Annotated in this window: 23 protein-coding genes; 5 read left to right on the top strand and 18 right to left on the bottom strand. The window is 56.6% G+C overall.

Features of this window, described 5'->3' with window-relative positions:
- Positions 1–77 precede the first annotated feature (77 nt).
- The 9 genes from FJE54_RS08235 to FJE54_RS08200 all read right to left on the bottom strand — a co-directional run bounded on the left by FJE54_RS08235 (position 78) and on the right by FJE54_RS08200 (position 11,146).
- A complete protein-coding gene (locus FJE54_RS08235; protein ID WP_255467302.1) occupies positions 78–1,655 on the bottom strand; it encodes a DUF92 domain-containing protein in 1,578 nt (525 codons plus the stop codon).
- Positions 1,656–1,660: 5 nt separating this feature from the next.
- Positions 1,661–2,566, bottom strand: coding sequence for a phytoene/squalene synthase family protein (locus FJE54_RS08230; protein WP_255467301.1), 906 nt, complete (start codon positions 2,564–2,566; stop codon positions 1,661–1,663).
- Positions 2,547–4,043, bottom strand: a complete 1,497-nt coding sequence (locus FJE54_RS08225; RefSeq protein WP_139652326.1) for a phytoene desaturase family protein — start codon at positions 4,041–4,043, stop codon at positions 2,547–2,549. Before FJE54_RS08225 ends, FJE54_RS08230 begins: the two co-directional genes overlap by 20 nt.
- A 243-nt stretch (positions 4,044–4,286) precedes the next feature.
- Positions 4,287–5,780, bottom strand: a complete 1,494-nt coding sequence (locus FJE54_RS08220) for an MFS transporter (protein WP_139652325.1) — start codon at positions 5,778–5,780, stop codon at positions 4,287–4,289.
- A 45-nt stretch (positions 5,781–5,825) separates the two neighbouring features.
- Entirely contained in the window at positions 5,826–7,274 is a 1,449-nt protein-coding gene (locus FJE54_RS08215; RefSeq protein ID WP_139652324.1) for a M20/M25/M40 family metallo-hydrolase, read from the bottom strand.
- A gap of 128 nt (positions 7,275–7,402) precedes the next feature.
- Positions 7,403–9,223: a YgiQ family radical SAM protein gene (locus FJE54_RS08210; RefSeq protein ID WP_139652323.1), complete on the bottom strand. Its 1,821-nt coding sequence runs from the start codon at positions 9,221–9,223 to the stop codon at positions 7,403–7,405.
- 416 nt (positions 9,224–9,639) lie between these two features.
- Complete coding sequence (locus FJE54_RS16025) at positions 9,640–9,777, bottom strand: hypothetical protein (protein ID WP_180326659.1); 138 nt, start codon at positions 9,775–9,777, stop codon at positions 9,640–9,642.
- Between the two features lie 5 nt (positions 9,778–9,782).
- Entirely contained in the window at positions 9,783–10,577 is a 795-nt protein-coding gene (locus tag FJE54_RS08205; RefSeq protein WP_139652322.1) for a 4Fe-4S binding protein, read from the bottom strand.
- Entirely contained in the window at positions 10,574–11,146 is a 573-nt protein-coding gene (locus tag FJE54_RS08200) for a TetR/AcrR family transcriptional regulator (RefSeq protein WP_139652321.1), read from the bottom strand. Before FJE54_RS08200 ends, FJE54_RS08205 begins: the two co-directional genes overlap by 4 nt.
- A 220-nt stretch (positions 11,147–11,366) precedes the next feature.
- Here FJE54_RS08200 and FJE54_RS08195 point away from each other — a divergent pair, with 220 nt between their 5' ends.
- The 3 genes from FJE54_RS08195 to guaA all read left to right on the top strand — a co-directional run bounded on the left by FJE54_RS08195 (position 11,367) and on the right by guaA (position 13,348).
- Positions 11,367–11,873, top strand: a complete 507-nt coding sequence (locus FJE54_RS08195; protein WP_439653131.1) for a helix-turn-helix transcriptional regulator — start codon at positions 11,367–11,369, stop codon at positions 11,871–11,873.
- The gene (locus FJE54_RS08190; protein WP_139652319.1) at positions 11,860–12,174 is read left to right on the top strand and encodes a hypothetical protein; all 315 of its coding nucleotides are present in this window, start codon (positions 11,860–11,862) and stop codon (positions 12,172–12,174) included. Before FJE54_RS08195 ends, FJE54_RS08190 begins: the two co-directional genes overlap by 14 nt.
- A 190-nt stretch (positions 12,175–12,364) precedes the next feature.
- Positions 12,365–13,348 (top strand): glutamine-hydrolyzing GMP synthase, encoded by a 984-nt coding sequence (guaA, locus tag FJE54_RS08185; protein WP_139652318.1) that lies wholly within the window; start codon positions 12,365–12,367, stop codon positions 13,346–13,348.
- 641 nt (positions 13,349–13,989) lie between these two features.
- On the opposite strand, the gene FJE54_RS08180 is transcribed toward guaA, so the two are convergent.
- Together FJE54_RS08180 and FJE54_RS08175 are read right to left on the bottom strand one after the other, a co-directional pair.
- A complete protein-coding gene (locus FJE54_RS08180; RefSeq protein WP_139652317.1) occupies positions 13,990–14,289 on the bottom strand; it encodes a hypothetical protein in 300 nt (99 codons plus the stop codon).
- Positions 14,273–16,654, bottom strand: a complete 2,382-nt coding sequence (locus FJE54_RS08175; protein ID WP_139652316.1) for a hypothetical protein — start codon at positions 16,652–16,654, stop codon at positions 14,273–14,275. The genes FJE54_RS08180 and FJE54_RS08175 overlap by 17 nt, the downstream gene beginning before the upstream one ends.
- Positions 16,655–17,020: 366 nt before the next feature.
- Here FJE54_RS08175 and FJE54_RS08170 point away from each other — a divergent pair, with 366 nt between their 5' ends.
- Both FJE54_RS08170 and FJE54_RS08165 read left to right on the top strand, forming a co-directional pair.
- The gene (locus FJE54_RS08170; RefSeq protein WP_139652315.1) at positions 17,021–17,281 is read left to right on the top strand and encodes a hypothetical protein; all 261 of its coding nucleotides are present in this window, start codon (positions 17,021–17,023) and stop codon (positions 17,279–17,281) included.
- 129 nt (positions 17,282–17,410) lie between these two features.
- Complete coding sequence (locus tag FJE54_RS08165) at positions 17,411–19,060, top strand: restriction endonuclease (protein ID WP_139652314.1); 1,650 nt, start codon at positions 17,411–17,413, stop codon at positions 19,058–19,060.
- A gap of 34 nt (positions 19,061–19,094) precedes the next feature.
- Here the strand turns inward: FJE54_RS08165 and FJE54_RS08160 are convergent, their stop codons facing one another.
- The 7 genes from FJE54_RS08160 to FJE54_RS08135 all read right to left on the bottom strand — a co-directional run bounded on the left by FJE54_RS08160 (position 19,095) and on the right by FJE54_RS08135 (position 25,142).
- Positions 19,095–19,679, bottom strand: coding sequence for a DNA-3-methyladenine glycosylase I (locus FJE54_RS08160; RefSeq protein ID WP_439653130.1), 585 nt, complete (start codon positions 19,677–19,679; stop codon positions 19,095–19,097).
- Between the two features lie 10 nt (positions 19,680–19,689).
- On the bottom strand, positions 19,690–20,001 hold the full coding sequence (locus FJE54_RS16270; protein WP_255467300.1) for an aldose epimerase family protein: 312 nt from the start codon (positions 19,999–20,001) through the stop codon (positions 19,690–19,692).
- A complete protein-coding gene (locus FJE54_RS16265; RefSeq protein ID WP_255467299.1) occupies positions 19,998–20,249 on the bottom strand; it encodes a hypothetical protein in 252 nt (83 codons plus the stop codon). Before FJE54_RS16265 ends, FJE54_RS16270 begins: the two co-directional genes overlap by 4 nt.
- A gap of 246 nt (positions 20,250–20,495) precedes the next feature.
- Positions 20,496–21,212 (bottom strand): hypothetical protein, encoded by a 717-nt coding sequence (locus FJE54_RS08150; RefSeq protein WP_139652313.1) that lies wholly within the window; start codon positions 21,210–21,212, stop codon positions 20,496–20,498.
- Positions 21,213–21,252: 40 nt separating this feature from the next.
- Positions 21,253–21,936: a TorD/DmsD family molecular chaperone gene (locus FJE54_RS08145; RefSeq protein ID WP_180326657.1), complete on the bottom strand. Its 684-nt coding sequence runs from the start codon at positions 21,934–21,936 to the stop codon at positions 21,253–21,255.
- A gap of 91 nt (positions 21,937–22,027) precedes the next feature.
- Positions 22,028–22,654: a 4Fe-4S dicluster domain-containing protein gene (locus FJE54_RS08140; protein WP_139652311.1), complete on the bottom strand. Its 627-nt coding sequence runs from the start codon at positions 22,652–22,654 to the stop codon at positions 22,028–22,030.
- A 13-nt stretch (positions 22,655–22,667) separates the two neighbouring features.
- Entirely contained in the window at positions 22,668–25,142 is a 2,475-nt protein-coding gene (locus FJE54_RS08135) for a molybdopterin-containing oxidoreductase family protein (protein WP_180326656.1), read from the bottom strand.
- Positions 25,143–25,241: the final 99 nt, after the last annotated feature.

The following is a 25,241-nucleotide window of genomic DNA, read 5'->3' as shown; positions in this document are numbered from 1 at the left end:
TGCCCGGCGAATCAAGGTCTCGCCCTCAGCACTAAGCACGAGACCCATACCGCACGAGGCAGGAAGCCACTTGCAGGTTAGATCACGAGCAGCAGCCCGAGCGCGACAACAATCGCGCCGCTCATGAGGTTGACCGCGTCGTTGGTAACCCACGCGAACCCCGATACGAGCGCATATCCCGCACGGTCTCCCCGGGGCAGCTTCTCGACCAGAACGGGCGCACTTCCCGCATACCCGCCGCCAATCGACCCCGAACCGCTTGCAGGTCCGCCGAACGCGCTGCCGAGGGATTGCCCGCCGCCCGCCTGCCTGCCCGCACCTCCGTCGGATTCGCCGCCCGCACCCGCAGACCTCAGGTATTTCGCCTGCAGCAGCGATCCAAGGACGCTATCGACAAGCGACCCCAAGATACCGCACGCGATGATAAAGAAGAAGGCGTCGGGGCCCGTGGGCACCGCATAGCCGAACGTATGGAACAAGAGCATCGCAAGGAAGGCGGACGTCGTCGATCCGATCGCCGTCGCAACAAGACCGAGGGGACTTACGCCTCCCGAAAGACCGCGCTGCATCCTTTTACCGGTGAGGATGTTGATCGGGGGATTCTTGCTGAACACACCGATCTCCGATGCCCAGGTATCGGCGGTGCTCGCCGCAAGCGCCGCTGCCGATACGATGAGGAAGCGCGCATCGTTTGTTGCCACGTACGCGAGGGCGCACACGAGAAACGGCACGCTGTTCGCGAGCACCTGCTTGAGCGTACGCGTTTCGTGCGCCTTTTTCGTCACCGCCCCCGTGCGCTTCGCCATGATCTTAGAGGCGATGTTCGAGCTGCCGAAGAACCACATGAGCAGAAGCCAGAGCGGCCACCCGCCGATGCCGAATGCGAGCGTTCCCACCACAAGCGCACCCAGGCCGCCGCCCACGGTCAAAAGCCGCAACCGAAGCGACGCCATGACGATGATACCGCTCAAAAGCATGCCGAAAAGCGCGGGCGTAAACGGTGTAGCGGGAAGGAACAACGCCACGTACAGGGCCGATACTCCAAGCGGAACCCATAGGTTGTCGAGCCCCTCGGTCGAGAAGGCCTCGATGACCGTCGCCGTAACGGCCAGAAAAAGCGCAATCGGAAGCGCAAACGGCACGCCTGCGGCAAGCAGCACCGCCGCGCACGCCGCAAAACTCACCGCGAACATGGTCGCGCTTCCAGCAACCGACTTGCCTTGCACAAACGGCAGCTTCCGCGCACTGAACCGTTTGCCAACGACGGCGGCGAAACCGTCGCCGAACGCCATCGCAAACACGCCGAGCGCACCTGCGTAGGGCGCGCCGATGCCGAACGAGAACAGCGCGAGCACCGTAAGCGACACGGCATAGTACACTGTGCCCGGCGTATCGTCCTCTTCGCGCGCCATGAACGTGAGTTTTGCGCGGCGGTACGCATAGCCGTTCACGAAAATGAACGCGACGGGAAGCGCCGCAGCCCACCAAGGCGAATCGAAGAACAGCATCGCGATGATCCACCAACCACCGAGCGCGATGTGGACGACCTTGCGCGTTCCCTCCGACGACATGCCCCTGCGCGACAAAAGCTCTGATGCACCGAGCACGAGCCCGATGTAGACGATCGACACGACGATTCCCGCGAGGTTTCCCACCCCGATCACCTCGCATCCGCAAACGCGAGGGTGCGATCGGCACTCAAAAGCGCTTCGGCTTCGGCAACAAGCCTTCGCGCCTGCTCTTTCGGCACGACACTGCGCGACGTGAGGCATTGGTATCCCCCGTCGCGCACCTGATCGAGTATGCCACGGTACAGAAACAGCGAGGAAATCGTTGCGAACCGGCTGTCCTCGTCAAGCTGCATTGCGTCGAGCTGCATGGGAAGATACAGCACCTCGGCGCGCTCGGCGAGCGACTCCCATAGGCTCACAAACGACTCGTCGACGATACGCCGCTTGAGATCTCTGCGCGAATAACGCGCCTCGCGCATCGATTCGAGCGGCAGATACACCCGCCCGTTGTCCAGATCCTCGCCTACATCCCTCAGAATGTTCGTGATCTGCATGGCTACGCCGAGGTCGATACCGCTTCGTTTCAGCTCTTCGGGCACCTCCGCGCGAGCGTGGAGAATCGGTAGCAGCATCAGGCCGACCGAACCGGCTACGTAATAGCTGTACTCCTCGAGGTCGGCAAGCGTTTTCGGCTGCTGGAACGAAAGGTCTCGTCGCTGTCCCTCGATCATGTCGAAGAACGGCTGCTCGTCGATGGCGAAGTTTTCGAATACAACTTCCAGCGCCCGCCACAGCGGCTGGTCGGAAACGCTGCCCGCAAAAAAGTCGACAAGATCTCCTTCGAGGCGATCGAGCGCTTCGGCACTTTTATCGCGATCGACCGAATCGTCGGCGGCGCGGCAGAACGCGTACAGAGCGTACACGCTTGCGCGCTTGCAGGCGGGCAGCAGGGAGAACGCGCGGTAGAAGCTTTTCGAATTGCGCTTGATAACCCCTTCGCACCACGCGAAATCTTCGGCACGTTCCTTGAAACGTTCAGTTTGCACGGTCATCATGCATCAACTCCTCAGCAGCCAATTTCGCGCTCATGAGCACGATGGGCACTCCGGCACCCGGATGGGTGCTGCTTCCACAGAAATACAGGTTCTCGCAGTCGGTCGCCTTGTTGTGCGGCCGCCAGTAGTTGCTCTGCAAGAGCGTCGGTCGCAACCCGAACGTCGCGCCGTTGTATGCGTTGAACCGCTCGGAAAAATCAACCGGCGTGTATACTTTCTCGAAGGTTATGTGCTCGCGGATATCGTCGTACACGGTTTCCCGCTCGATCAGATCGAGCACGCGCGCACGGTAGCGCGCCGTCGCATCGGGCGACCACGAAGGCGATTTCTCGGAAATCGGCGGAACGGGAACGAGCACGTACAGCGTCTGGCAGCCCTCGGGTGCAAGCGACGGATCAAGCACGGAAGGCGCATACAGGTAAAACGACGGATCTTCGGGAAAGCGCCCCTCGTCGAACAAATCCGCGATGTTCTTCTTGAAATCCGAGGCGAACCTGATCGAATGCACGGCGCTCTGCGGATAGCGCTTGTCGAGCCCGAGGTACAGGATGAAACACGAGCACGAGTAATCCATCGCATCGACCTTCTCGGGCGTATACTTTCCGCGCGCCCGGCTGTCCTGCACGAGGTTTTTGGCAGCGTACGGGAAATCGGCGTTGCACACCACGTAGTCGGACTCGCGCATGTCTCCGCCTACCACGACCCCGATGGCCTGCCCGTCTTTGATGGCAATGCGCTCGACCGGCTCGGCCAGGTGCAGCGTTCCGCCCAGCTCGGTGAAGAGCCTGCCCAAAGCATCCGCCATCGCGTACATGCCGCCCTTGATGAACCAGACGCCGTACAGAAGCTCGATCATGGGGATGATCATGTAGAGCGAAGGCCCTTCGTAAGGCGATATCCCGATGTAGAGGGTTTGAAAAGCAAGAGCTTTGCGGAGCCGATCGTCATGCACGTACTTCGACACCGACGAGTACGCGTCGCCAAGCGTATGGAGCCGCAAACCCGCCATCAGGCTTTTTGGATTGTAAAAATCGGCCGGCCCCCTAAACGAACGCTGGAGGAAGTTGTTCTTCGCGATAAGATAGCGCTTGTACAGCGTTGCGAGGTATTCGAAATACCCTTGCGCATCCCCCTCGCTCACCGCTTCGACGGTTGCTGTAAGTTCCGAGAGGTCGTTCGAAAGCGCCAGGCGCTCATCGGGCGAGAAGCTGATCTCGAGCATCGGATCGATTTTTTCCATAGGGATGTAGTCGTCTGGGTCGCGTCCGACAAGTTCGAACACCTCGCGGTACTGCGAGGGCATCATCACGATGGTCGGTCCCACGTCGAACGTGAAACCGTCGCCCGTTATCTGGTTCATCTTTCCGCCGACGCGAGGCTCTTTCTCGTAGAGCTCGACCTCGTATCCAGCATGCTGCAGCCGGATCGCAGCGGCCAAACCCGCAACTCCCGCGCCGATCACGATTACCCGTTTCATACGGCTCCTTAGTAACGCTTGTGCTTACCGATAGAGTCATTGTATGTTCGGGTTTACATTCATAGCTCCTTGATCAGCCTTTTTAGGGCAAGTTGTTCCATCCGTGTAAAGAAGGCGTTACCGCTTACCAGCATGCACCTTGCCTCAAACGAACGCGAGCCCCGCCTGCTTCCAGGGAGGCTCGCACGGTGTTCGGCTTTGTGCTTCGGTGGCGCAGGGAGCGATTTCTCGGCGACCCCGCCTTTACGCCCCTATGCGCGCGCCCGACGCGTCGATCTCGAACCCTTCCGCATCGAGCTCGGGCGCACCTTCTGCCTTGCGGCGCTCGACGAGCCTGCGGGCTGCGGGAATCGACGCAATCAGCGTCACACCCATCACCACCGACGCGATGATGACCATGATCCACACGGGGATAAACGACAGGTACGCATCGAACATGATGCCCGAGACGACCGAACCCACCGCCGCACCGAACATCTCGAACGCGGTCACGATACCCGTTACGGTGCCGAGATCCTTCTTGCCGTACTCCTTCACTACCATGATCGGCGGTGCCACCGTTCCCATACAGGTAGCAAACCCGAAGAACAAACACGCGAGAATCGGGCCCCAATCGGTCGCCGGAAAACAGAGCGCGACGCCCGCGAGCACCGAGGTGATGGTACCGAGAACAGTACCCGTCTTCATGCCCCAGCGGTCGTAGATCGCGCCGAGCGCCACTTTCGCGAAGATGACCACAGCCAAGTAGAACGACCACACCGAGCCCGCCCAGAGCGTCGAATGCCCGCCCGTGACCACCTCGACGCCGTCGAGCGTAACCGATGTCATGTTGGAGATGGAGTTGGTGATGATGGCGCCGTTCGTGACGCCCATCATAACGAAACCGATGATGAGCAGCCAGAACCCGGCGCTCTTGCGCAGATGCTTCCACCCGATCGATACGGTGACGGGCACATCGGGCGAGCGGTCGGACTTCGTCTGTTCAACCTGACCGGCCCCGTAAGGCTCGAGCCCCTTGTCGCTGGGACGGCTGCGAAACGTCGCCACCGAAAGCGGCAGCGCAACCACGAGGCACGTGACGGCAAGCAAAAGAAACGCGGGGCGCCATCCGTAGCCGTCGATCATGGCGCTCGTCACCGGCGAGAGTACCACACCGCCCAAGCCCGAACCGGCAAGCGCGATCGACACGGCAAGCCCGCGCTTGAGCGTGAACCAGTTCGCGATGACCACCGATACGAGCAGGCGCGTGCCCGCAACCACCACCATGCCCGCGATGACGCAGAGCACGTAGAGCTGCCAGAGCGCCGTGATGAACGAGAACAGGACGAGCACGATCGAACTCGTGAGGATCGTAACCGCCGCGAGCACGCGCGCCGAGCACTTGTCGGTGAGCTTGCCTATGACGAGCGATGCGAACACCGCAACAACCGTGCAGATGGACACGCCAGTATTGAACTGCCCCACCGAAATACCGAGATCGGCCACCATGTGCGACTGGAACAGCGGAATGCAGTTCACGAAGATCGTGTAGCAGGTAGCCATGATCAGAAGACCGCCGATTACGATCCACCATCCGTAGAAGAACTTGCCCTGTTTGCCGCCTTGCGTGGCTGCCGCACCTTGCGGGGTTGCCGGATCCTGCAGGGCCGTTGCGCCCCGCACGTCTGCCGCACCTTGCGTGGTCGCCGCACCTTGCGCGTCTGCCGGATCCTGTTTGCTGCCTTGCGTGGCTGCCATGTCCCGTTTGTCCCCTTTCCGCGTTGCGCTGTCGCCCATGATGCCTCACTTTCCCAATCGGTCGAGGTTGCGGATCAGTTCGAGGTAGAACCCGATGCCCTTCTTGTACGCATCCACATCGAGGTTCTCGTCCTGTCCGTGAATGCGGGCGCGCTGATCGCCCTTGAACAAGAAGCCGGCGAATCGATAGGTGCGCGGGCAGATGCGATGCCAATGGCGTGCGTCGCTCGAAGATGATTGCACGTAGGGGGCGATACCCGCATCGGGATAGATGCTGTGCGTAACCGCACGTAGGTAATTGAACGCCGCATCGTCGAACGGCGAGATGGGCGAAGGATCGATAGCGAAGCGCAGCTCGTACGCCGTTTGATCGTCGAAACGCTCCTTGATGCGCTCGAAAGCGACATCGATCGTCTCAGACGGATCGATGCGCACGTTCACCGTGCCCTTCGCCTGTTTCGGGATGATGTTCGCCGCAGGAGATCCCTCGAGCTCGGTGATGGCGTAGGTGGTGCGCACCATGGCCGCCGTCTCATGGTTGCCCTTCATGATTTTGAGGACGAGCGGGCGGAACAACCAGAGGTTGCCGAACACAAGCCGAAGCCCGAACCCACCGTAGGAAGCGAGCTCCTTGAGCATGGCTTCGATCGGCGTGGAGAGCTTTGCGGGGGCAGGGTTCTTTTGAAGCGCATCAAGGCCCGATACGAGCTTCGCCGTTGCATCTTCGGGCGAGGGCGTCGAGGCGTGCCCGCCTTGCGAGTCAACGGTGAGAAATGCGCTGAACAGCCCCTTCTCCGTCACGCCGATAGCTGCGAAGGGTCGCGTCACGCCGAGCGGCGGATTGTCGATGACCGCACCGCCCTCGTCGAGAACCAGATAGGGCTCTATGCCGCGCTCCTTGAAGAGCTCGACCATGGCGGGAGCCGTGTTACCGTTGTCCTCTTCGCAGTTCGATGAACAGAGGTAGATGTCGCGCGGGGGTACGTAGCCTTCCGCGAGCAGAGTTTCGGTCGCTTCGAAAAGCGCCGCGAGGATGCACTTGGTATCAACTGCACCGCGCGCCCAGATCTTGCCGTCCTCGATATCGGCCGCAAACGGATCGTGCGTCCATTCCTCGGGATTAGCCGACACGACATCGTGATGCGCCATGAGAACGACCGGGCCAAGGTTGGGGTTCGCTCCCTTCCACCTGAGCATGATGCCGTACGTTTCCACCAAGGTGAGCTCGAGGTTCTCGAACATGCGAGGATACAGCTCGCGCATGCGTGAAACGAACCGATCGAACGGCTCGTGATCAGCGGCGGGATTCTCGGCGCCCCACACGGTCGGGATGCGCAGCATCTCCCGGAACCGTACGACCGCCGCATCATCTCCCGCTGCCTTGCTCTGTGGCAGCGGATTGGCAACCGGCGTCGGTTTGAGCCGCGCCGCATTCACCACCAGCACGATCGCGAGCACGACGACGATTGCCACAACAACGAAGAGCACTACCATAGCGTCCCCCTTTCGCCGCAGCGACAACGGTGCCGAAGCAGCGATTTCGAACCAGGTTTCGTCACGTCTCCTTCAGTGCAACCATGCAACGCAGGAGACGCGGTACGGACACGCCGTACTGCGGGCCATTATAGACCCTTTTTCTTCTTTCTCGGCCGAATAAGGCATTCGGGTTCGTAACCGACCAAATCCATGCGGCCCGCTTTGCGCAAAGCCTCAAGGACGAGCTCGTAGTTCTTCGGATTGCGGTATTGGATAAGCGCACGTTGGAGTGCCTTCTCGTGCGGGCTCTTCGGCACGTAGATCGGCTCCATAGTACGCGGGTCGACGCCCGTGTAGTACATGCAGGTGGCCATCGTGGAGGGCGTCGGGTAGAAATCCTGCACCTGCTCGGGCATGTAGCCCAAGTCGCGGCAATACTCGGCGAGCTCGATCGCTTCGACAAGCGTCGAGCCCGGATGCGACGACATGAGGTACGGGACCGCGAACTGCTTCTTGCCGAGCTTCTCGTTGACGGCATCGAACTTGTGTACGAACCGCTCGTATACGCCATTTTGCGGCTTGCCCATCACCGAGAGTACCGCGTTTGACACGTGTTCGGGGGCCACGCGCAGCTGACCGCTCACGTGGTGTTCGGCAAGCTCGCGGATGAATTCGTCGCCGTGCTGCGTATCGGCCAGCACGTAGTCGAAGCGGATGCCCGAGCGCACGAACACCTTCTTCACACCGGGCAGCTTCCGCAGCTTTCGCAGTACATCAAGGTAATCGGTATGGTCGGCATTGAGCTCTTTGCACGGCTCGGGAGACAAACAGCGCTTGTTCGGGCAGGCACCCGCTTTGAGCTGCTTTGCGCATGCGGGAGCACGGAAGTTCGCCGTAGGTCCGCCCACATCGTGGATGTAGCCTTTGAAATCGGAGTCACCCACGATACGCTTCGCTTCTTCGAGAAGCGATTCGCAGCTGCGCACCTGCACGATACGGCCCTGATGGAAGGTAAGCGCGCAAAACGAGCATTCGCCGAAACAGCCGCGGTTGCTCGTCAGGCTGAACTTAACCTCGGCGATTGCGGGGACGCCGCCGTCCTTCTCGTACATCGGATGATACGCGCGAGCATACGGCAAGCGATACACCGCGTCGAGTTCTTCTTGAGTGAGCGGACGTGCAGGCGGATTCTGCACCACGAACTCGTGATCGGAATACGGCTCGACGAGCCGCTTGCCCATAAACGGATCGCTGTTTCGGTACTGGATGGCAAAGCTTCTCGCATAAGCGAGTTTATCGGTTTGCATCTCGGGAAACGATGGGAGCACTTCCGCATCGTAGACGTGCTCGAGCGTCGAAGCGCGATACACCGTGCCGTCGATGTAGGTGACGTCTTCGATGGAAAGGCCGCTTGCGAGCGCGTCGGCGATCTCGATGATCGAGTGCTCCCCCATGCCGTACGAGACAAGATCGGCACCCGAATCGAGCAGGATGGAACGTTTGAGCTTGTCAGACCAGTAGTCGTAATGCGAAAGCCTGCGAAGGCTCGCTTCGATGCCACCGAGGATGATGGGCGTCTTCTTGTACGTGCGGCGGATGAGGTTGCCGTACACCACCGCCGCATGGTTCGGGCGCCTGCCCGCCGCGCCGCCCGGCGTATATGCATCGCTTTTGCGGCGTTTCTTGGCCACCGTGTAGTGGTTTACCATGGAGTCCATATTGCCCGCCGAAACGAGGAAGCCGAGCCGCGGCTCACCGAACACGGCGATACTCCGTTCGTCGGTCCAGTCGGGCTGCGCGATGAACCCGACCTTGTAGCCGTTGGCTTCTAGGAGCCGCGTGATGATGGCACTGCCGAACGACGGATGGTCCACGTACGCATCGCCCGACACGTACACGAAATCGACCGCATCCCACCCCCGATCGAGCATCTCCTGCCTGGTTACTGGCAGAAACCCGTGATCCATACGCCTCCTCGCTCTCGCCTTCGCGGAAACACTCGCTCACACACGCCCTCGCCAAGTACCCGTTCAAACCCATCCGCGCCGCACACCCGCGCTTTTCGCAGCCGAGCCCCCGTAGGCGGACAACCCGTGGTCGCACCCGCCTACCGCACACCCGCGCCTGCTCGCATCACGCATCTGCCCGCGAGTATACCATGAGCCGATTTTCTCGCAGCTGGGGCGTGCCGCGGAAACTACAGTGCCCGAAATCCAGTGCCAAAGCCCAAAAAGTCGCGCTGTGAAGGGTTTTGCGCCGGATCGAAGCGCCACTGGGCACGTTTGCGGGAAGCGGTTACGAACATCTCGAATATGTAAGCCCCCGAACTGGTGTTTTACTGACACTTAGAACGGCGTATTTCGGTATCATGATACCGACGCCTTCAGAGCGCGACTTTTTGGGTCTTCGGCCGCCCCTCAACGCCAAGATGCCGCCAATGGAGCACCATAGAGGCAACGGCGGGCTCGGGCCACGCATCGAGGCTGTCGGGTTCGCGAACGAGCTCATTCCAATCAGACATGCACGTCACCGTCTTCGGGATCGAATCGTCAGCTTGAGCACGTGTTTCGGACACGAGTCGGCGCACTCGGCGCATTGAATGCATTCGGCATCGGCGATGCTCCCCTTCTCGAGCAGCGTCGAAACATCAAGGCTCATCGGGCATGCCTTCGTGCATGCACCGCATGACACGCATGCTTCGGGCTTTGCATCGATACCCAGCTGAGGTAGGCGAATAAGCCTTCCGAGCTTCTCGCCGAGCACCATGAAGGGGGCCATCCAGCAGATGTAGTGGCACATGGCGCGCCTTCCGAGAAACAGGTTGGGAATGAAGAAGAGCGCTACGATGCCAAAGTATATCCCAAGGCCTAAGGGGCTGTTTGCCGAAATGCCTCCCGGCGTGTGGTACACCGGATCGACAACCGCAAAACCGCCCGCGATCCACGCGCAGACCACAATCGAGGCGACCCACGGTATCCAGATCGCATACTTGATGAAACGCCGCCATGCAAGCTTCGCAGGCTTGCTGTTCACCGTTGCGGCAATCTCCTGCAAACCGCCGCTCGGGCACATCCATCCGCAAAACGCACGGCCGAACACGAAGGAGAATAAGAACTGCAGCGCAAACACGATGATGCTTCCAGCGACCACGCCTTCAAGCGCCCCGCTGACGCTAAGCACCGGCGAGAAGTAGAATATGGTGATCGGGAACAGGAGAAACGATACGAGCAATACCAAACGGCGTACTTGCTGGCGCTTCCCCGCACGGCTTTGGCTGCCGCGCCCTTTCGCTTTGGACGTCGGCTCCGCGTGCACGCTCATACCTCGTCCCCTCTTTCTCGAACCTGCCGAACGAATGCCCGGAAAGACCGGTCGATCCGTTCGTGCAGCTCCTGCTCGGTGAACCGAGCGCCGCACGCGATCATGGCAGCCATGCCGTGCGTGTAGACAATCATGTTGAGATACAGCTCGTGAGCGGCTTCGGCCGATAGATGTCCCAGATCCTGGATGCACTCCACGACCCCGTCGAGCGCCACGCTCTGAAACAGCTCTTCGAATCCCCGGGGTCGCATATGGGGCGAAAGGTAGAGGAAACGGAACAGGTTGGTCTCGGTCTTCGCGAGCCGCAGATGCGAGAAGCCGTTCGATTCGAAGAGGTTCGCCCCGTCATGCGCATGATCGAGGTTGTACGCAGCAACCCACGCCCGCGCGTGGTCGTACAGCTCCGCGACCAAACCCGTCATATCGTCGAACAGGCTGTAAATCGGCTGCACCGAGCAACCCGCCGCCTCGGCGACGGCTCGTGCGCTCAAGGCCGCTTCCCCCTTTTCACGCAGTATCGAAAGCGCCGCATCGAGCACCGTCTCCCGCGCTACCCACTGTTTAGGCATGGCCCACTTCCTTACATTACATCTGTTATATAACAGTTGTAATATAATTCTGAAGAAGATGGTTGTCAATGCTGGAAGTTTTTCGCAGAACGATGCCGCATCTCTCGATTTGCACAATGGAAGAAAGATTGGACAAGATTCCAATGATATTTGCCGGCATCGGCATGGGCGCGTCTGGAATAATGAAAACCGCACGCACCAGCGAGAAAGGACCGCACACGTGTTAGGCGAGAAGCTTATGAAGCTGCGTAGGAAAAGCGGGATGAGCCAGCAGGATGTGGCGATTGCGCTTTCTGTCTCGCGGCAAACCATCTCGAACTGGGAAAGCGGATCGAGCGCACCCGACATAGGCAAAGCGATAGACCTCGCTGCCCTCTACCGCATCAGTCTCGACGATCTGGTTAATGACGAAATCGACGTGACGATCGCCGAGGACAGCGGAAGCGACGGCGAGATCGATACCCATGTACTGAAGTCGCTCGAGGGTTCGCAATGCCGAATCGCGCTCACCTCCGGCTTGCTCATGGCAGACTCTGGCTTCGATGGCGTCGTTCGGGTGCTCGATGCGGATACCGATTGGGTACGCGTCGAATACGACCGCCCGCGCAAAGGTCGCGTGGTCGAGCTTGTCGACATGAGCTCGATTGCCGGATTCCAGATCGTTGCGCCGCCGAACGCCGATGGCCGACACGAGCAGAAAGAGAGCACGTTCGATGGATGCGAGTAGTTGGACGAATTTCTGGCTTTTCCTGATCGTTATCGCGTTGTTCTGCATGTACGGAAAGCTCAGGAGTCTCGTGCGCAGCGTCGGCTCGCCAAAGGGCACGTCCACCGACAGCTTGCGCGATGCGGTGGGATCCTGTGTCAAGATGACGTTTAGCACGGGCAGCAAGGACACGGTTCGCATCCTCGACATCGACGATTACTGTGTGCTGGCCGAAAGCGCATACGCCTCGTTCACCGTGCCGGAAGGCACGCGCTGGGTGCTCCCGATTAAAAACATCGTCTCGATCGAACCCCTGCGGTAGCTGCCGAGCAGCCTTTGGCGCATCGCGCACGTACAAGCCCGTGCCCGCGACGGGCTTTGCGCCATCGCGGGGAAACGGTGTACCCAATCGGATCGGCGCGTCGCCAAAAAGAACAAACGACCTGCATACCAACGTGCATCATATCCCGTATAATCTTCCAAAACATCATCGGATACGAGAAGGAGCACGAATGGACCCGAACAAGCGTACCGACGACATGGAACGAATCACCACACCCGAACAAGCACAAGCGTTCATCGACGAACAGGTTTCTGCCATACAGAATCAGGTCGGCGATAAGAAGGTGCTTCTGGCCCTCTCGGGCGGCGTGGATTCATCGGTTGTCGCGGCATTGCTCATCAAGGCCATCGGCAAGCAACTCATCTGCGTGCACGTGAACCACGGCCTCATGCGCAAAGGCGAAAGCGAGCAAGTCGTCGATGTGTTCCAAAACCAGCTCGACGCGAACCTCGTGTACGTAGACGCCGTCGATCGCTTCCTCGAGCTCCTCGACGGGGTTGCCGAGCCCGAAGCCAAGCGCAAGATCATCGGCGCTGAATTCATTCGCGTGTTTGAGGAAGAGGCCCGAAAAGTCGGCGACGAAGTGAGCTTCCTCGCCCAGGGTACGATCTATCCCGACATCATCGAATCCGACGGCGTGAAGGCGCACCACAACGTGGGCGGCCTGCCCGACGATCTGCAATTCGAGCTGTGCGAACCCGTAAAACTGCTGTACAAGGACGAGGTGCGCGTGATCGGCAAGGAACTCGGCCTTCCCGACGAGATGGTGTACCGTCAGCCCTTCCCCGGCCCCGGCCTCGGCGTGCGCTGCCTCGGCGCCATCACCCGCGATCGACTGGAAGCGCTGCGCGAAGCCGACGCCATTCTGCGCGAGGAGTTCGACAACGCTGGGCTCGAGGGCAAGGTGTGGCAGTACTTCGTGAGCATCCCCGACTTCCGCGCCACCGGCGTCCGCGACGGCGTCCGCGCCTTCGAGTGGCCCGCCATCATCCGCGCGGTAAACACGGTGGATGCCATGACCGCCGAGGTGCCGGAACTCGATTGGGCGCTGCTCAAGAAGATCACTGCCCGTATCCTGGACGAAGTCCCGGGCATCTGCCGCGTGGTCTACGACCTCACGCCCAAGCCTATTGGGACCATTGAGTGGGAGTAACACTCTACAAATCAGCAAATGTAATTTCTGATCAGAACGCTCGCCATTTTCTTTAGGCGGGCGTTCTTTATCGCCGTCATGTTTTTGCCATGCAATACGAGAACGAAATGAAGATACTATCAAACTGAGCATCTATAAAACCGAAATGGTGAGTGATCCGAATATCCTGCAATACTGCAGTGGTAAGAGAACGACGAAATCAGATAACAGAGGAGCCAAATAGGAAGGGGCTCGCAATAGTCAGGCAGACTTGGTGTGATGCAATTTGCATCGCTAAGCCCCTTCTGATAGTGATTGGCGTCTTTTCGAGGGTGTATCCCTCTTCAAGTCTTAGAGGGTTATCGAACGTATCACTATAATATTCTCCTTATTACCACTTTTAATCGGTGATTTATATCCTGTAGTTTTGATTGTATCGCCTTCTTTTAGCTCCGCTAGAAAGTCATTCTTATCCGAAGAAAACTCAACCACAACCGTTTATCGGGCGCAATAAACCCACCAGAACTGACATATCGATCTTATGCCCAGATAAAGCACCTGTCCTTTGCGTTTTAGAGGAGGGTAACCTTAAGTTTCTTGCACTCGTTGACGGAACAATTAGGTGGCTCGAATACGCCACTTTGCCCCTTGCAAATAGATACTTACAATTTTATGTTTTCGACTGGCACAGGTTTGTCTTCATCATGTTCGCCAACGGGCGCAAACCATTTCTCGTCAATCGAGTCACAAGTCTTCTTGAAAATAGCCTCAACCGTAGCGAAGACATGCTTTGCCTTTATATCCAGATCAGACGGAGGTTTAATAAGCTCGTATAGCGGCTTTTCATCGAGACCCTTAAAGAAGCATTTGTAGAAACTGTCCGCGTTAAAAGCAAGGGTGCTCTTGCTGACTTCGAAGCGATACGCCTCGACTGCGTCTTCAAAGTTAACTTGCTTTTTCATATCGCTTCATCCTCCTCTGGATGGTTTCTAAGCCACCTTCAATGTTCTCGGCAACAGTTTCCAGTATGCCGTATTCTGAGCACTCGTACTCAAGTGCGCCGCTCCTCAAAAAAAGCTTTCCATCCTTCTTGCCTACAAAAATCACGTTGTCGACGTCAAGATTCACTACAAATTGGGGATTATGCGTGATGAGTATAACCTGGCGGGCACCAGCAATATCGCGAAACTCCTTGAGTACCGTTTGTTTTATAGCTCGCTGCGATATTTGGTCTTCTGGTTGATCGACGATATAGATTCCGTCTCCAACATTTCGGTCGGCCATAAGTTTAAAATACATCTGCGCGTTGTACCCTCGCGAAAGTTCGTCGAATACATCATCATCCTCGCGGTTGATTGTTTTAACCGCCTTGAGCTTTGCGTCCAGAGCCACCTCAAATTTTGCCTCTAACGCCACAAGAGGATCGTCCTCATTTTCTGGGTAGTTATTAATAGCATCCTTGACGCTTTCATAGCTGGAAGTGAGCGTATCGAGGTCCTTCCTCTTGCCAATAAGACCATCGATAAGCTCGGATAAAAGACCAGGCGTTATCTCATCGATACCAAGTTTGCATACGAATTGTAAGTCACCAACGGGGTTAGTGTTAGGCGTTATCTCTAGGGGCTTAAAGTCGAAGCTGAAGTTAAGAAGCCGCTGTTCGTTCATCACCGCATTGGCAAGGCTGCTTCCGGCTCGGTCAATAGCGCGCAAGAATTCAGCCTGCGCTTTCTGGGCATCGGTAATGACCTTATCCTGCTCGTTCTCGCGAGTAGTTATAGCCTCAATCACTTTGTTGGCAACGCGCGCTTCCAAGGTTATTTCATCAACGATGGTTTGATGGCGTTTTACGATACGATCCAGAGCGGCTATCGCAGCTTCAAAGTCCGGCTCATCTTCTTTCAGGATGGCCTCTTCATGAAGCTCGATGACACCTCCAAGCTGGATACGAGCATTCTTGACATCATTGACGAGCCCATTATGACATGAGACATCGTCTAGTTTGACGCTTTTATCAAAGGTTATACTCTGAGGTGCACCCAACGGCGGTTGCTCAGGAAGTTTGAATACACCTAGGGCTGCAAGTGACTCCTGGTACTTACACGACTTTCTCAGGGCTGCATGAAACTTCTTAAACTGGTTCATTGCAAAACTCTTGAACGAATCCGGGTTCACGGGATCCGGGAAATGCTTTTCGAGCTGCTTTTTAGCCTTGCCCACACTCAAGCCCTCAAAACTCTTCCTGATAGCATCCTGCCCGTCGAACTGCAAAAGGTAATCTTCCGGAATGGTGGTTTTCAGGACAAGACCCGACTCCTCAAGGTACCTTGACTGCCCTTTCTGAACTGTGGCCCCAATTTCTCGATAGCCATTTATGGCATTCAACAGAGAAGACTTGCCTATCGAGTTGTCGCCAATGATTGCGTTTATTCCGGGCGATAAAGGTATGCTTACGTCCGCACCATTCAAGGTCAGCTCAATTGCATCGAGCGTTGTTGTAGAGCCGCTAAAGAAACTCGGAACAGTCCTGATGCGAGAAACGTCTGTCACGGCCATAGCGAGGCCCTTGAAGGTTGGCAAACACTTGAGGTAGGAGTAGGGAAGATCTGGGTCAGAGCTGGCATCATATGCAGGGTATGAACTCCAAGTGTGACAATCGGATCCCGTAATGAATCGTAGCTGTTCAAGCTGGTCTGTCGAGTAGGCGTAATTTTTGTTGAATAGCTCATTCCGACGGTTTTTGTATTCGTAAGCCTCGAAGTACTCAACAAAGAGGAACTCGTTGAAGAGCGCGTCACCAACGCTATTTGCATCGTTTTTTCTTTTCCGGTCCGAACCAGGGGATGCTTTCTGGTGGGCAATCGCAACGATGTCGAGACCGATTGCGCGAATGATGCCCCAGTACTTGTCTTCGCTGAAAGCATTGCTCATATCATAGTCAGGTTTTCCGTTTTTGAGCGGAATCGCATTAGCGATGGATTGCACAAGTTCCTGCTTCGTATCGTCAAACAAGGTGACAATATGGACAGGCCTATCGCCTCTGTCAGTTTTGAAGGAAACAGTAAACTCGACGCCTGGCAGAACTCGGTGCAGATGGACAGCATTTTTTGTTTTAGCCCGCAAAGCCTTGTATACTGAGTAGTCGAAAATATCGTGGTCAGTTATAGCGGCCATATTCACTTGATTCTCTTCAAGCATGCTAAAAAGAACACTAGTATTATCCGCCGTTCCGTCTTTGACCTTTTCTCCGTCCTTGTGGGCGGAAGCGGCGGAATGGATATGGAAGTCGACTTTAACAGGTGTATTGACGATCTTCTTAGTTGAAATCATAGCTTTATCCTATTTGCCCAACACTTCGCCCCGTGCCTGCATATCCCAGATACAACGCATTCCGAAATTAATAGTTGCGATACAGTCCTGAATAGATGAGACATGGCTGAATAGCCCGCTAAAGACGCATCGGAATCAAGTATTTCAACATACTCCATGTATCCATCCTAACCAAACAAAGACTGAAGCGCTTATATGACCTTTTGCATTCTATCAAATAACAAAGATAGGTTAGTCGCAGCCTTACCCCCAATAAAAGGCTGACCGAAGGAGACATGGCTCTTGGGGAGGAGTTTGCAGAGCTCGACATGGTTGCGCTCGCATCCGTCCTTCCGCCGGGAGTGGCCCACGCCGCAGTAGCGCATTTTGCAACGGACGGTTCCGCTGAAGATCGACCTTTCGAGCGCTACTGCGTCTGAAAGGTCGATCCCACTATCGGTCAAGACCTACCCGAACAGGCTACTGGAAAAGGAACTTTCCGAGGGCCGACCCAGCATTTCAAGCGCCGCGGCAACAACGCTCGACGTCGTGGACCTCGTGGGCGAGGACCACTTCTGCGTGAACATCGACGACGCCATAGCTTTCGCGCGCCAGCTGTTGGACGAGGAGGAAGCTGCAAAAGCGTAGATAGCTTGCTAGTCTTTCGCATATTGAAAAAGATAACTATTATCAATACGGACAATATGATTTAGGCACCCTTTTGCTAGATTTATTAGAGAAATTGACAAAGCGTTACTATTTCGAGATGGGATCATCGTGGAATTTTTATACCTTGCAGTACTTGACGACGGAGAGAAGTTCCAGTTTGTCTCGAAAGATACTATGCAGCACCCATTAAATTTTATTGAACGCATCGCCGAACTGCGCGACGAGCAGTCTTCAATTGCAACGAAAGAGGGTGTCAGTTTTTCCGAGGTATACGGATTCTTCGGGCATGAAAAAGACGTTGATGTGTTCAGGAATGTTCTTCTCGAAAGGTCTTATGGCTTCTCGATGAACTCGGTAATCTGCGGCGATCCTGACGATGGCTCGTTATTTGAGCCAACGACTCTTGAGGTTCTTTATGGCAAAAGCTTCGAAGAGTTTCTTGATTTGTGCGCGCCGATAGCGAGTATCGTAACGCCGTGGTCGAAAGCAAGTTATCTTCAAATGTACGACGATGAAGAGGAATTCGCATTGCTTATAATGACGGCGGGAGAAACTTACCCTGGGAAAAACGAATGCCTACTTTCTCTTCAACAATTTGCAGAAGCTTGGATCGAGCAGGAAGAACCCGCTCTTTTCAAGCACCAGATAATCACAACCTCATTTCTGCTCAATTCCACGAGGGGCAAAAGAATCATAGCGCCATTCTTCAATCCCCGTGAACACGAATGGGAACTGCTTCTTGAAGGTGCCAGGAGAATCAACCTAAGCGGTGAAGGCCCTCTTATCGGTCGGCAAACAGACTCGTCTATAGTCGGCCGATGGACAGAAGTCGATATCGAGCAAATTCTGATGACACCAGCTTACGGCTACGGAATACATATCTTGCCCTATCATATTGCGGACGAGTGGATCAGTGCGCTCTTATACTGCTGCGCCATTTCGTTTTATATTCGCAAATGGAGTTTAAATGAAGCGCGAAGCATCTATCGAGATTTCCTGGAGACGCTGAAAGCGAGACTCCCTTATGAGACAAGTGAAGCAATCGTTGATGAAGACATTTTTCTCAAATCGTTTCTCATGTCCGCTGAACATGCTGCTAAGTCATTGAGAGGCATAGAAGAATCTTCATTGACAAGGCGTTTCGCTCTTGAAATGCCGTATAGGGTCTATCAGCTAAACGCCATAATGCCGATTTTGCGTAAGAACCTTCCTGACGCGATGACATTACCTCTTGAGTCACAGGCCTTCAGTTGCGAACGATTCTGCGAATTGCTCGCAAACTGCAAAGCCTCAGCCACCTCGGATAAAGGCATAGCCCTTGAGAATCTGGTCGCATATATGCTAAGTGCCGTTGAAGGGTGGCTATTAGCGGGCCGAAGAGTCAAAGCAGACGATTGCGAGATAGATCTGTGCTATGTAAACGCGTCGCTGAATCAGAATGCCTGGGACATGGGAACCATATTGCTTGTCGAATGCAAGAACAGGGTCGAGATCACGGGAGTTTCCGTTGTGCGTAATTTATCTTTTGTCATGGATGCGAAAGGAAGCAGAACCGGCCTGATCGTTTCAATGTCTGGATTTAGCAAGGTGGCTACCGAACAGTCGACAAGACTTGCATGCCAAGGAAAGAGCATGCTCTTGATCAATGGAGACGACCTCAATGCTATTGCTGGCGGCATTCACCCATCAGTACTCGTGGGCAGAAAATATCGAACCTTGCAAAAGGAGGTCGAAGATGATCCCGGTCAATTGTATTGACAAAGCTTTGCGCAAACTTCGTGCCAAGGACTGCTTATAGCTCCTCGACCATCTCCTCTCGCACGAAACAATCCACCACGTGGTCGTTCGCCATGCCGATGGACTGCATATAGGCGTAGACGATGGTAGAGCCGACGAACTTGAAGCCGCGCTTCTTGAGGTCCTTGCTGATGCGGTCGGACAGCGGCGTGGTGGCCGGCATATCCGCTTGGGTTTCCCAACGGTTCACGATGGGCTCGCCGTCCACGTACCACCAGATGAACGCATAGAAGCTGCCGAACCCCTCGACCACGTCCAGGAACAGCTGCGCGTTGGTCACGGCCGCCTCGACCTTGCGGCGGTTGCGGACGATGCCCGCGTTCGCCATGAGCTCCTCGACCTTGGCCTCGTCGTAGCGCGCCACCTTGGCGGGATCGAAGCCGTCGAAGGCCTCGCGGTACGCCTCGCGCTTCTTGAGGATGGTGAGCCACGACAAGCCTGCCTGCGCACCCTCCAAGACCAGCAGCTCGAACAGCTCGCAGTCATCGTGGGTGGGCCTCCCCCACTCGTTGTCAGGGTAGTCCACGTAGATCGGCGTGTCCGCCCACGCGCACCTGGTCTTCTCCTCCACAGAACCCACTAGCGAAACGTCATCCGTTACGCAAGCGTGCGCGGGGAGAATTGTGCGTCGGGCAGCGCCGACCACGGCTCGAGGCAGAGGTAGCGGGCGTCGTCTTGGCCGGCCTTCGTCCAGATGCCCGGGAGGGGAAGTCCGGGGACTCCGCCTCCACCTCGTGCGGGTTCGCGGTGCTCGCGAGCACGACCTTGCTGCCGGGCACGTTCTCCAGCACAATGGTGTCGACACCCAGCTGCTCGGGTGTTTTCGCCAGGTGGCTGTCCTCGAGCGGCACCTCGATCTTCGGCAGCGCGAGGATGCCCCCGTCCATGCCGAACATCTTCAAAGCGTCCACCCACTCGAAGCGCACGAAGTAGTCGTCCCATGCTCGCTCGGCAGCAGGCGCGTCGCGTACGTTTCGATGCCACCCAGCTCAAACGGCATCGACGCCTCGCCCGTGTTCTCCACGGTATGCGTCTTCACGATGGTCGCGCCCTCGAGCGAGAAGTCCGCGCGCGGGCGGAAGTCGAAGAGATACACCGCCCGCGTCCCCGCGTCGGAGGCCGTCTCGAAACGCGCATGCGTGCCCGACACCCGCTCGGCCGCGACATGCGGTCGCGGCAGAACCCGTGCATCGGCGCCTCCTCACGCTTGCCCTCGTGCGCTCACCACCCGTCGCACAAGCGCCCGATCAACGGGAACAGCAGCCGCGCACGCCGCCCCCACGGCCGGGTCGCCGCATCACATGCGCTCAATCCCATCGCGCACGACGCTTTGCAGCTCCACGCCCTTGCCCAATATATGACCGAGCATATCCCTGCAGTCGTAAAACCGCAAACCCTACCCCTCCCCCAAGCCCCCGGTATCTTTGCATGCTTCAACAGACGCCTTGGCGCCTTTATCCTTCGCATACCGATAGAGGCGCATGATCACGTATGCCGCGAATACAACCGAATACACTAGCGCGTTCACCATTGCCTGCTCGCTGCCGAGGAAGGCCGCAGGCGCAATCATCAGCATCAGATGAACGTACGTAAGAAGGAAAAACGGGTAGGCGAACCATTGGATGCGCTTCCAGCTAACGCCCCTCATCCGCTTCTTCATGGCGTTGCCCGATGTAACCCCGAGAACGATCAAGAGCACGAACAAAACCAAAGCGATGAAGATGGACGCCCCCGTCTCTAGATCGAGCGACCCCGCAACAGCACGCGAAACGTACGCAACAAGGTACTGGCATACGTGCCCCGCACAGAGGATGCACGCAACAATAGAGAGTTCGGATCGAATCGAGCGAAGCCGAATACCGAGCCACGACTCCCTCGACAGCGCCCCCGTGAACATGACGATCGTAAAGAGCGAAAGCGCCAACATACAGCGCTTCACCAACAGAATGAGCGGCTTCCACCAACCGCCGTCGATATAGCCTTCCGTGCCCGCGAACAGCAGTACAACCGCCAAAACAGCGAACGCGTAAAACAGCAACGGCAATCTCTTTATGAAGCCCGCCAACGCGATGACGACCCCGCATGCGACAATAAAGACCAGAGCAAAGCTCACGTCTTAACCACCTCCTTATGCATTTCAGCCAGATGAAAGCCTACGCGCTTCGCTTCGGAGCGAAAAGCTCGAGCACCTGCCCGAGGAACAAAGCCATCGCCTTATAAAACGGACATCGCGCCTGTTCGAAAACCTGATCGGCAAACCAGCGGGCATAGAACGAAACGTACTCACAAACGAACGTCTCGTAGTCGCCTTCTTCGATGGCCACGTTTTCCGGCGCCTGTATCGCTTTCGCGTTCACCAGGCAAAGATACTTCACAAACTCGAAAACCGTTCCGATATGGTCCACCGGGTCGTTTACCTGACCGGCCGCGAGGTTTTTCGTAACTCCCCGATCGCGCATGAAGTGCTCGATTTCAACCGACTCCTTGTTCACGAAAAGCAAGCCCTTCTGCCCGCGCTCGTGCGCAGCCCAAACGCCGATGAAAGGAGTAACCCGCGGCTCGCGCTCGCCCACGAACAGGTACGTGTATTCTGTGCGCAGGACATGAAACACCTCTTCGGCATCTTTCCCGCCATACCCCGACAAAAAGGATGTGATCTCGTCCCTGGCGGCCGATTCGCATTCGAGTGCAACCAAAACCTCTTCGCATGCATCCGCGAACTCGCCCGCAACCAAAGCTTCCGCCGTATCTTTCGTGGGCAGCAGAAAAGCCAAAGACAAGAGCTCGAATGCCGTCGCCCCGTACATCCACTCATCGGGTGCTTTGCCATCCCCCATCCCGATTCCCCCTCTCATTTTTCTCGACGGGATCGGAAGCATAGCACTCCGATCCCGTCGCACATCATGTGCGCTTGAAGCGCAAAAACCTTTACCGCAGGAAGTACACGTTGGGACCGGTACCCTGATCGGTCAACAGCTGCTCGTACTCGCGCTGTTGCAAAACCTTCGATACCTCTGATTCGGGATCGTCCAAATCACCGAAATACCGAGCAACGGCAGGACACAAGTCGATGCACAGAGGCCGCTCGCCTGCGTCTATCCGCTCGACGCAGAAGGTACATTTTTCCATGGTGTTCGGCTTATGCTCTTGAGCCCTATAGTCACCGATCTGGAAATCGAGGGGATACGTCGGCTCGGACGATAGCAGAGTGCGTACGCCTTCGTACGGGCATGCGGCGACACAGCTCTTGCATCCGATGCACTTTTCGTTGTCAACCAAAACGATGCCGTCTTCTTCACGCTTATACGCAGCACCGGTGGGGCACACCTCAACGCACGAAGGGTTGTCGCAGTGCTGACACGACATCGTGTAGAACGTCATCGTCAGATCATTCGGATACGTCCCCGTCGGCACGCGGAAATATTCGCTCCCGTCGGTGACAGCCGTACTGTAAAGCACGTCGTTCGGCAAGTTGTGATCCACCCTGCAAGACATCGAGCACATATTGCAGCCCGTGCAGCGGTTCGTATCTATCGCCATTCCATACTTAGTCATTATCGATGCCCCCTTATACCTTCTCGACCTGACAGATCCAGTCATTGAAATTGTTATTGCTCGTTACATCATCGGGGCACCAACGCGTGAGCGATTGAGCGTAGCCTTCTTCGAACTCGTCCCACGTAAAGCCATGCGGCAGCCAGAGCGAATCGTTACGGATTCCCTCGGTAACAAGGGCGTTTAAGACACATGAACCATGGTCGTTGAACACCCGCACCGTATCCCCCGTTTTGATACCGCGCGCTTCGGCCACTTCGGGATGCATACGGCAGAACGGTTTTCCTTCAAGGGTTCTGAAGGTGTCGAGCCACTCGTTGTGGATCCAGAGCGTCTGCCCATGGTAGAGGTCGTGGTTGCTGAAGCCGTAGAGGGGGTATTTCTCACGATCCGGATTGTCCGCATAGGCTTCGATGGACGGCTTGTAGAACGGCAAGCGATCCTGCAGACCGAACACCTGTCCCCAAGCGTCGCGCGGCATCAGGTATTCCATGTAGAATTGGGTGCGGCCGTAGGGGTTGTATTCCGGCACGACGGTGGCAGGCATTGTGTAATCGCCGATCACGACACCATTTTCAGACAACGCATCGAAGCCGACGCCCGCCTCGATGTTTTCAGGCGTATCAAGATACGATCGTAAGAAATCGAGACCCTCCCCTTCGATCAAATCATCGTAGCCCATTTTTACTGCAACGGATTTGATGATATCGAAATCCGACTTCGCATCACCAACCGGCTCGATGGCCTTTTGCTCGAAGATTCCCCCGTCGATGTACTCGTAGGTTTCCCAAGGCATACAGGTGGGAAGAACCAGATCGGAGTAATGGGCCGTGGTGGTCATGATGCTGTCTATGGTGATGATGTAATCGATCTTGTCGTACGCTTTCAGAAGAGCGGACGATCCGGAGAAGTTGTCGAGCGGATTGGCGCACATATTGACAAGCGTGCCCATATGGAAATCCTTACCTGCCCACTGCCCCGTCTCCGCAATCTGAACGATCCAGTCGCCCGTAAAATGGTTGCCCGGAACGGCGTCTTCGACGATGAAGCTTTCCGCATTGAACGTTTTCGGCTGCTTAATCGTTGTGGCGGATTCGTGGCCGAGGCCGATGCTGCCCACATGCGATCCGCCGGGAATACCCACGCTGTGAGTCAGGGAGGCAAGCAGCCCGATAAGGAAGTAGATGCGCCACGATTCGTACGTATGTTCAAGTCCGTAATTGATATAGAAGCTCGTCGGACCTTCCGTTGCGCAGATACGGGCGAGATTCTCTATCTGCTCGACGGAGATACCGCATTCCTCAGCTGCGAATGCAACGGTAAAGGGCGCGATGTTATCCATAGCGGCATCGAATACCGTGCGTACGCTTGCTCCCTCGGCATCGAACGTACCGTGAATTGCTGGGTTAGCGGCTTCTGTATGAGCAACAAACTCCCCCGCATCCTCGTCCCATACAACTGGAACGTCCTCGTCGGTACCGGCTTCGGCCTTACCGAAGTTCGAGAGTCGGACATAGGCCCCCGTCTCATCAATGAGAAACGGGGCGACTGAGCCGTTCTTTACGTACTCCCAGTCAGCGAGATCGTTGTCCACAATGTAGTGGATCATGCCGCACATGAGCGCCGCATCGGTGCCGGTGCGAACGGGAAGCCATTCGTCGGAATGGGCCGCAGTCGACGTGAACAAAGGATCGATGGTGATGAGCTTCGCTCCGTTCTCCCTGCCTTTGCAGACCCAGTTCCATGCAGCTCGACAGAAGGAAGCCTCGGCGGGATTTGCGCCCCAAGAAACTATGGTCTTGGCGTTTGCGAGATCCTCTACCGCACTCCGCGGCTGAGTCAAGTGCACAAAGGCGAACACGATGCCCGCCATGTCGTGACCGACCGACAGAACCGTGCCTCCGGTCTTTTGGATGAGACGCGAGTTGGCATATCCCTTGCTGAAACTATCGAGCGGCTTGATTTCGCCAGACGGCAACAGAGCGCTGTTGATGATGCCCGTCGGCGTGCCGTTGAGAATGCCGTTCATATTGCCGGCACCGCCCTGCCACATATTGGACTGTCCACCGTACGTCTCCATAGTGGTCTTCAGCTGGTTGGCGAATAGTTCGATAGCTTCGTCCCAGGAAATCTGCTCCCATTCTCCACTGCCACGTTCGCCGGCGCGCTTCATGGGATACATAAGGCGCGAAGGGCCGTAGATGCGCAACGGATTGGATACGCCTTTGACGCATCCAACACGCAGCCCTTCGTTCTCCTTGGTGTAGTCCATCGGTAGCGTGCTTACGATTTTGCCGTCGCGTACCGTTGCCTTCAGAGCACAGCGTCCACCGCAGTTGCCATGGCATGTGCCGACAAAGTACGACTCTTCAGGAGCGGCCGTACCGGAATCGACGTTCGCTGCGCCGGTTCCCGATTCGTCTACACTGCTGCAGCCTGCTGCCGTTGCCGTTGCGAGCGCGCCGGCAGCCAAAGCTGTCGTAGCCAAGAACGACCTTCTTGTTAGTTTTTTACTGGATTTGTCCATGTATCCTCCCCCTATCGAACGGAGGACGCCGCGAGTTTTGCAGCAAACCGCACAGCGAAA

The sequence above is a fragment of the Raoultibacter phocaeensis genome, from assembly GCF_901411515.1.
In the GTDB taxonomy this organism is placed as follows: Bacteria; Actinomycetota; Coriobacteriia; order Coriobacteriales; family Eggerthellaceae; genus Raoultibacter; species Raoultibacter phocaeensis.
The sequence above is the reverse complement of the archived record's forward strand: the minus strand, read 5'-3'. Positions and strand labels throughout refer to the sequence as shown.